The sequence below is a fragment of the Streptomyces sp. NRRL B-1347 genome (assembly GCF_000720325.1).
GTDB lineage: Bacteria > Actinomycetota > Actinomycetes > Streptomycetales > Streptomycetaceae > Streptomyces.
In genome coordinates this window covers 19,603-27,151 of record NZ_JOJM01000086.1, presented here as the reverse complement: position 1 = coordinate 27,151, position 7,549 = coordinate 19,603, and the positions used below count along the sequence as shown (strand labels likewise).

The window sequence follows — 7,549 nt, the reverse complement described above, 5'->3', positions numbered from 1 at the left end:
GGGGTGACCTGCTGAGCGGTTGCGGCTGGGGCTGCTGCTGCGGTCTGCGGGGTGGAGGGCTGGGCTGCCGCGGTCTGCGGGAGCGTCGGCTGGGCCGCGGTCTGCGGGGCGGTGTCCGCCGGGGTGGTGGCGGTGGAGCGCTCCGCGGCGTCCGCGCGCGCGGACGGATCGGGGGCCGCGGACGGAACGGAGGTCGCGGACGGAACGGGCGTCGCGGGCGGATCCGGCGTCGCGGACGGGTCCGGGATCGCGGACGGATCCGGGGTCGCCCGGGATCTCTCGTGTTCGTGTGCGGCGTCGGCGGAGGTCTCCGCGCGCCCTTCGCGCCCCGCGGCAGCGGTGTCCCGGCCGGAGGGAGGGGTCGCGCCCGGTCTGGCCCTTCCCGGGGCCTGCTGGCTGCCTTCGCGCCGCGGCCGCATCTCTTGCACCGGAGCTCGCATTCCTGTTTTCGTCTGCCCTAGGGCCCGGGTGACGATCCGTCAACGTGGGCGCTCCCGGCACGGACCCTGACCTTGCCAGACGATTCCAGTGCCGGTGCACGGCAGTCTCGCATCGTTGGCCTGGCCACCTGAAGGAGTGAACATCGACTGGGAGTTGGCGAGCAAGTCACGCTGCGTGTCGTGCGGGCCGCGCGCGGTGCGCCGGTTGGACGTCCGTGAGCGGCTTTGGCAGGATGCGCCGCCACACCCTTCGGAGCTGTCGATTCCGGCCGATTTCCGACGCCCTGACCGCCGCCGCGAGGCCGCTCCGGGCCACCGCGCGCCCTCCGGCCGGGCCACGGCGGGCCTCGGGCAGACTGACCCGATGCGCATCGAACTGGCCACCGAGCCCGGCGACCCCGACCGCCCCAACGAGGACTACGCCTCGGTCGCGCTGCCCGCGTCCGGACAGGGGGGATCACTGGTCCTGCTCGACGGCGTGACGCCCCCGGCCGAGGACGTCGGCTGTCTGCATTCCGTCCCCTGGTTCACGGCGCGGCTCGGCGGCGCACTGGGCGAACTGTCCGTTTCACGCCCGGATCTGACGCTCCCTGAGATTCTCGCGGCGGCGATCTCCCGCACCGCGGACACCCACCGTGACACCTGTGACCTTTCTCACCCGCGTACGCCGCAGGCGACGGTGGTCCTCGCGCGGTGGGACGCGGAGCGCGTCTCGTACCTCGTGCTGTCCGACTCGGCGCTGCTCGTCGCGGGGCCCGGCGGCGCGGTGGACGCCATCCTCGACCCCCGCCTGGACGAGCTGCCCGCCGCCGTGCGCGAGCTGGGCGCCGCCGTACGGGCGCTGCCGCGCGGCTCCGCCGAACGGCGGGCGCTCGGCCGTGAGTACGCGGCAGCCGTCGAGGCGCTGCGCAACGCCGAGGGCGGCTTCTTCACCGCCGCCGCCGACCCCTCGGTCGCCGCCCGCGCGGTCACCGGCGAACTCCCCCGCTCCGCCGTCACCGCCGTCGCCGCGCTCACCGACGGGGTCGGGCGCTGGGTCGAGACGTTCCGCGAGGGCGGCTGGGCCGACTGCTTCGCGCTCCTGCGCAAGGACGGACCGCGGGGACTCGTGGAGCGCGTACGCGAGTTGGAGACGGCGGACCCGGACGGTGCGGCGTTCCCGCGCGGCAAGCGGCACGACGACGCGGCCGTGGTGTACGCGGAGCTGTAGCCGGGGCGGCGTGGAGCCGTGGCCCGCGTTTCGGCGCGCCCGCCCGCGGCAAGAAATCTCCCGCATTCAATTCCCTTTCCCGCCGGGCCCGATGAATTCATCTCGGGAACATTTGAACTGAACTAGCGAACAGGAATTGCCTGTTGAAATTCGGTTCGCCGGCACGGAAGGATCTGCGAGCGAGGGGAACGCATGACCACGTCCGGTCATGTGCCCGCGCACGAAGGAGAATTGAATGTCCCAGCGCTTGGCGGTCATCGCGGGTTCTGTGCTCGCGGCCGCGCTGGTGCTCAGCGGCTGCGGCGGCGATGACGACGGCGACGGCGGGAAGGGCGGCGGCGCGGAGTCGGCCGCGGCCGAGGCGGAGGTGCTCGCCGAGGTGGCCCAGCCGAAGGTCGGCGAGATGGCCGGGGCCATGGGCATGTGGACGACCGACCGGCATTTCGTGAAGGCCGGGCTCAAGAAGATATCCGGCTATCCGCTGGCGGGCGGAAAGGCCTCCTGGGAGGTGCCGCTGACCGGCGAGATCTGCTGGTCGTCACCGACGCCCACGAAGGACGGAAAAGTCGCGGTCGTCTTCCAGAACGACAAGAACGACCCGTCGGTCTGCACGGAGGTCGGCGTCGTCGACATCGAGCGGGGGAAATTGCTGTGGCGCAAACAGGGGATCAACACGAGCGGCACCAGCGAGATGTTCGACGAAGTGACCATCGGCGGCGGCACGGTCGCCGCGGCGGGCACCGGCGGCAGCGCGGGCTGGAAGCTCGACGGCACGCCGCTGTGGAAGCCGTCCGACGAGCCGTGTGACGCCGTCGGCTACGCGGGCGACGCGACCAAGCTGATCGCGGTGCGCGACTGCGGCGACACCGACCACCCCAAGCCCAAGGTGGAGACGGTCGACCCCGGCACCCGGGCAGTGAAGTCGACGTTCGCGCTGCCGCGGGGCACCGAGTACGTCCATGTGGTGTCGGTCGACCCGCTGGTCCTGGCCGCCGACGACGGCGAAGCGAAGGGCGGCAGCGGCATCTCCCGGTTCATCACCGTCGACGACAGCGCCGCGCGCGGCAAGGCGCTCAGCACGATCCCCGCCGACGGCGGCAAGCACGGCACGTACGAGGCCGAGTGCCCGGCCACCGAGGTCACCGGCTGTGCGCAGCTCGCCGTCAGCAAGGAGCGCAACGCGCTCTACCTCGCCACCCGGGACCCCGCGAGCAAGTCGTCGGCGGCCCGGAACGACCTGGTGTCCTTCGACCTCGGGACCGGCAAGCGGCTGCGCCGCGCGCCCGGCTCCGACGCGGGCCGCCTGGTGCCGATCGGCCTCGACGGGGGCGGCAAGGTCATCGCGTACCAGGAGGCGAGCATCGTCGGCGAGGAGGGCGGCGCGGTCTGGCGCGTCGACCCGGCCACGCTCAAGTCGACGAAGCTGCTGCAGAACCCGTCCGACAGCTACGAGATGGAGTCGAGGTTCGAGTCGGACCGCCGCCTGCTCTACGCGGGCGAGCGCCTGTACCTGGGCGCCGACCACGTGACGGAGCCGTCCACGGTGTACCGGACGCCGCAGCCGCTGGCGGTGGTGTTCGGCACGCACTGACCGACACCCGGCCCCGGGCGGCCGCCCGGGGCCGGGTGCCTAGAGCTCGGCCCGCGTGTTGAGCTGGCGGAGCAGCCGGGCCAGTTCCGCCACCTCGGCCCGGTCCCATCCCGCGAGCTGGCGCACGTACCGCTCGCGGCGCCCGCGGCGCACGGTCCGGAACCGCTCGCGGCCTTCGTCCGTGAGCCGCACGAGCCAGGCCCTGCCGTCCGCCGGGTCCGGCTCCCGCGTGACCAGGCCCAGCTGCTCGAGCGCCCGCAGCTGACGGCTCATGGTCGCCTTGCCGACGCCGATGAAGGCGGCCAGGTCCGTGGCGCGCCGCGGCCCGGACTCGTCCAGGAAGGCGAGCAGCCCGTACGCGGCCGGTTCGAGATCCGGGTGGACCTGGCGGGCCATCTCGCCGGACGAGGCCCGGGCCCGGCGGAGCAGCAGCGTCAGCTCCCGCTCGAGGGCGAGGAACTCGTGGTCCACACCACCGCTCGCTCCCACCCCGTCCACACCGGAACCCCCGCCGTGGTGCGTGTCCTCACGCATGTCAGCACCCCTGCCGCACTTTCCCGAGCCTGAAAGTTTTCGCCCGCCGCGGCCATCGCCGCAGCTCGCCCAGTATTTCGCAGGCGTAGACCAACGGCGGCCACGAGAGCCCCTTCCCTCCCGTTGTCTACGTGCGTAGCTTCTTTAGTGACATGTTCACACCAGTCAGTCCGGTGACACGGACCGCCGTGACATGTCGACAGGTCCCCCCACCGAGTCCGCATGCCGTACCGGGCGACGTGCCACACCTTCGGCCACGCCCGTGCCGTACGGGCTCCACGAGGCCTTTCGGAGGCACGCCATGCCCGTGCACAGACCCCGTACGACCCGCCGCGGACACTCCGCCGCGGGCGTTCTCCTCGCCGTCCTGTCCGCCCTCGCGCTCCTCGTCGCCCTGCCCGGCGCCGCGCAGTCCGCCGACGGTGACGACATCCCGCCGCGCGGCAGCGCCCGCATGGGCCAGGGCGTCATCGAACACGACGGCCAGGGCGGCAAGCCGAGCGGCGGCGACGCCGCGCAGACGGAGGGCGTCGACGTCAGCAGCCACCAGGGCAACGTCAACTGGTCGGCCCTGTGGAACAGCGGCGTCAGATGGGCCTACGTGAAGGCGACGGAGTCCACCTCCTACCGCAATCCGTACTTCGCGCAGCAGTACAACGGCTCGTACAACGTCGGCATGATCCGCGGCGCCTACCACTTCGCCACCCCCGACACCTCCAGCGGCGCCGCCCAGGCCAACTACTTCGTCGACAACGGCGGCGGCTGGTCCCGCGACGGCAGGACGCTGCCGGGCGCCCTCGACATCGAGTGGAACCCCTACGGCGCGGCCTGCTTCGGCAAGTCCCAGAGCGCGATGGTCGGTTGGATCCAGGACTTCCTGAACACCTACCGGGCGCGCACCGGCCGCGACGCGGTGATCTACACGGCCACCACCTGGTGGAAGCAGTGCACGGGCAACTACGGCGGCTTCGCCTCCGCCCACCCGCTGTGGATCGCCCGCTACAACACCAGCCCCGGCGAACTCCCCGCCGGCTGGGGCTTCCACACCATGTGGCAGTACACGTCGTCCGGCCCGATCGTCGGCGACCACAACAAGTTCAACGGCGCCTACGACCGCGTCCAGGCCCTGGCCAACGGCTGACCGGGCCGACTTGGCAGGACCCGTGAGTGCGGCAAGGTCCGGGGCCCTCACAGCCCCGGACCTTCACCGCCCCGCCGCGCCCGTCACGCCGCGGCGGGAACCTTCACCTCGGCCGGCGCGAGCGCCAGTTCGAGCACCTGCCTGACGTCCGTCACCGCGTGGACGTCGAGCTTCTCCAGGACCTCGGCGGGGACGTCGTCCAGGTCCGGTTCGTTCCGCTTCGGGATGACCACCGTGGTGATCCCGGCGCGGTGCGCGGCGAGCAGCTTCTGCTTGACGCCACCGATCGGCAGCACTCGGCCGGTCAGCGACACCTCACCGGTCATCGCCACGTCCGTGCGCACCTGGCGGCCGCTGAGCAGCGAGGCGAGCGCCGTCGTCATCGTGATGCCCGCGCTCGGCCCGTCCTTGGGCACCGCGCCAGCCGGGAAGTGGATGTGCGCGCCCCGGTCCTTCAGATCGCCGACGGGCAGCTCCAGCTCCGCGCCGTGGGAGCGCAGGAAGGACAGCGCGATCTGCGCGGACTCCTTCATCACGTCACCCAGCTGTCCGGTGAGCGTCAGGCCTGCCGCGCCCGTCTCCGGGTCGGCGAGCGAGGCCTCGACGAACAGCACGTCGCCGCCCGCCCCGGTGACCGCGAGCCCCGTGGCCACGCCGGGCACCGCGGTGCGCCGCTCGGCCGGGTCCTGTGCCGACTCCGGGACGTGGTGCGGCCGCCCGATCAGATCGCGCAGCTCGCCCGCGCCGACCGTGAACGGCAGCTCCCGCTCGCCCAGCTCGTGCTGCGCCGCGACCTTGCGGAGCAGCCGTGCGATGGAACGCTCCAGATTGCGCACGCCCGCCTCGCGCGTGTACTCACCGGCGAGCTTGCGCAGCGCGCTCTCGTCGACCGTCACCTCGCCCTCGCCGAGCCCGGCCCGGTCGAGCTGGCGGGGCACCAGGTGGTCCCGGCCGATGACGACCTTCTCGTCCTCGGTGTAGCCGTCGAGCCGGACCAGCTCCATGCGGTCGAGCAGCGCCTCGGGGATGGCTTCCAGGACATTGGCCGTGGCCAGGAAGACCACGTCGCTCAGGTCCAGCTCCACTTCCAGGTAGTGGTCACGGAACGTGTGGTTCTGCGCCGGGTCGAGCACTTCGAGGAGCGCGGCCGCCGGGTCGCCCCGGAAGTCCGAGCCCACCTTGTCGATCTCGTCGAGGAGCACCACCGGGTTCATCGAACCGGCTTCCTTGATGGCCCGTACGATCCGGCCCGGCAGGGCGCCCACGTAGGTACGCCGGTGGCCGCGGATCTCCGCCTCGTCCCGCACGCCGCCGAGCGCGACCCGCACGAACTTGCGCCCCATGGCGTGCGCCACCGACTCGCCGAGCGAGGTCTTGCCGACGCCGGGCGGCCCGACGAGCGCGAGCACCGCGCCGCCGCGGCGGCCGCCGACCACGCCCATGCCCCGGTCCGCGCGCCGCTTGCGCACCGCCAGGTACTCGGTGATGCGCTCCTTCACGTCCTCCAGGCCCGCGTGCTCGGCGTCGAGGACCTCCTGCGCGCCCTTGATGTCGTACGCGTCCTCGGTCCGCTCGGTCCACGGCAGCTCCAGGACCGTGTCCAGCCAGGTGCGAATCCAGGAGCCCTCGGGAGACTGGTCGCTCGTGCGCTCCAGCTTCTCGACCTCCTTCAGGGCCGCTTCCCGCACGTTCTCCGGCAGGTCGGCGGCCTCCACCCGGGCGCGGTAGTCGTCGGACTCCTCCTCGCCCTCCTGGCCGTTCAGCTCGCGCAGCTCCTTGCGCACCGCCTCCAGCTGCCGCCGCAGCAGGAACTCGCGCTGCTGTTTGTCCACGCCCTCCTGGACGTCCTTGGCGATCGACTCGGCGACGTCCTGCTCCGCCAGGTGCTCGCGCAGCTGCTCGGTGGCGAGCTTCAGCCGGACCGTCGGATCCTCGGTCTCCAGGAGCTTGATCTTCTGCTCGGTGGTGAGGAACGGCGAGTAACCGGAGTTGTCCGCGAGCGCCGATACGTCGTCGATCTGCTGCACGCGATCGACGACCTGCCAGGCCCCGCGCTTCTTCAGCCAGCTGGTGGCCAGTGCCTTGTACTCCGTGACCAGCTCGGCCGTGGCCCCCGGCAGCGGGTCCGGCACGGTCTCCTCGACCTGGGTGCCCTCCACCCACAGGGCGGCACCGGGGCCGGTGGTGCCCGCGCCGATGCGCACCCGGCCACGGCCGCGGATCAGCGCACCCGGGTCGCCGTCCGAGAGGCGGCCCACCTGCTCGACGGTGCCGAGCACACCGGTGCCCACATACGTCCCGTCGATGCGCGGAACAAGCAGCACCTTCGGCTTGCTGCTACTCCCACTGGACCTCGCGGCGGCCTGAGCGGCCTCCACCGCGGCTCGTACGTCGGCGTCGGACAGGTCGAACGGCACCACCATGCCGGGCAGCACGACCTCGTCATCGAGCGGCAGCACGGGCAGAGCGAGCGATGTGTAAGCCGTGGACTCAGCAGCCATGATCTCCCCTTCGGCATTCAAGTTGAGCTATACCGACTCAATGCTTGTGAGTCCCTGATTGTTCCCACGGGATTGTTCGCTGTGAGCGATCACCCCTGCCGCCACGGAAATGCGGCTCAGTAATGTTCGTCG

The 7,549-nt window shown here is 72.0% G+C and carries 5 protein-coding genes and 1 pseudogene; 3 read left to right on the top strand and 3 right to left on the bottom strand.

Going from position 1 to position 7,549, the window contains the following annotated elements; all coding sequences use genetic code 11:
- Window positions 1–440 (bottom strand): annotated as a pseudogene (locus IG74_RS53790) (hypothetical protein); the annotation flags it as partial.
- A 364-nt stretch (window positions 441–804) separates the two neighbouring features.
- On the opposite strand from IG74_RS53790, the gene IG74_RS0139980 reads away from it, so the two are divergent.
- Entirely contained in the window at window positions 805–1,650 is an 846-nt protein-coding gene (locus IG74_RS0139980; RefSeq protein WP_030687653.1) for a protein phosphatase 2C domain-containing protein, read from the top strand.
- Window positions 1,651–1,885: 235 nt separating this feature from the next.
- Entirely contained in the window at window positions 1,886–3,241 is a 1,356-nt protein-coding gene (locus IG74_RS52475; RefSeq protein ID WP_030687652.1) for a hypothetical protein, read from the top strand.
- Between the two features lie 39 nt (window positions 3,242–3,280).
- Here IG74_RS52475 and IG74_RS0139970 read toward each other — a convergent pair whose 3' ends face one another.
- Window positions 3,281–3,775: a MarR family winged helix-turn-helix transcriptional regulator gene (locus IG74_RS0139970; protein ID WP_051856379.1), complete on the bottom strand. Its 495-nt coding sequence runs from the start codon at window positions 3,773–3,775 to the stop codon at window positions 3,281–3,283.
- 301 nt (window positions 3,776–4,076) lie between these two features.
- On the opposite strand from IG74_RS0139970, the gene IG74_RS0139965 reads away from it, so the two are divergent.
- A complete protein-coding gene (locus tag IG74_RS0139965) occupies window positions 4,077–4,916 on the top strand; it encodes a lysozyme (protein ID WP_030687647.1) in 840 nt (279 codons plus the stop codon).
- Between the two features lie 83 nt (window positions 4,917–4,999).
- Here the strand turns inward: IG74_RS0139965 and lon are convergent, their stop codons facing one another.
- Window positions 5,000–7,417: an endopeptidase La gene (gene lon, locus IG74_RS0139960; protein ID WP_030687644.1), complete on the bottom strand. Its 2,418-nt coding sequence runs from the start codon at window positions 7,415–7,417 to the stop codon at window positions 5,000–5,002.
- Between the last annotated feature and the right edge of the window lie 132 nt (window positions 7,418–7,549).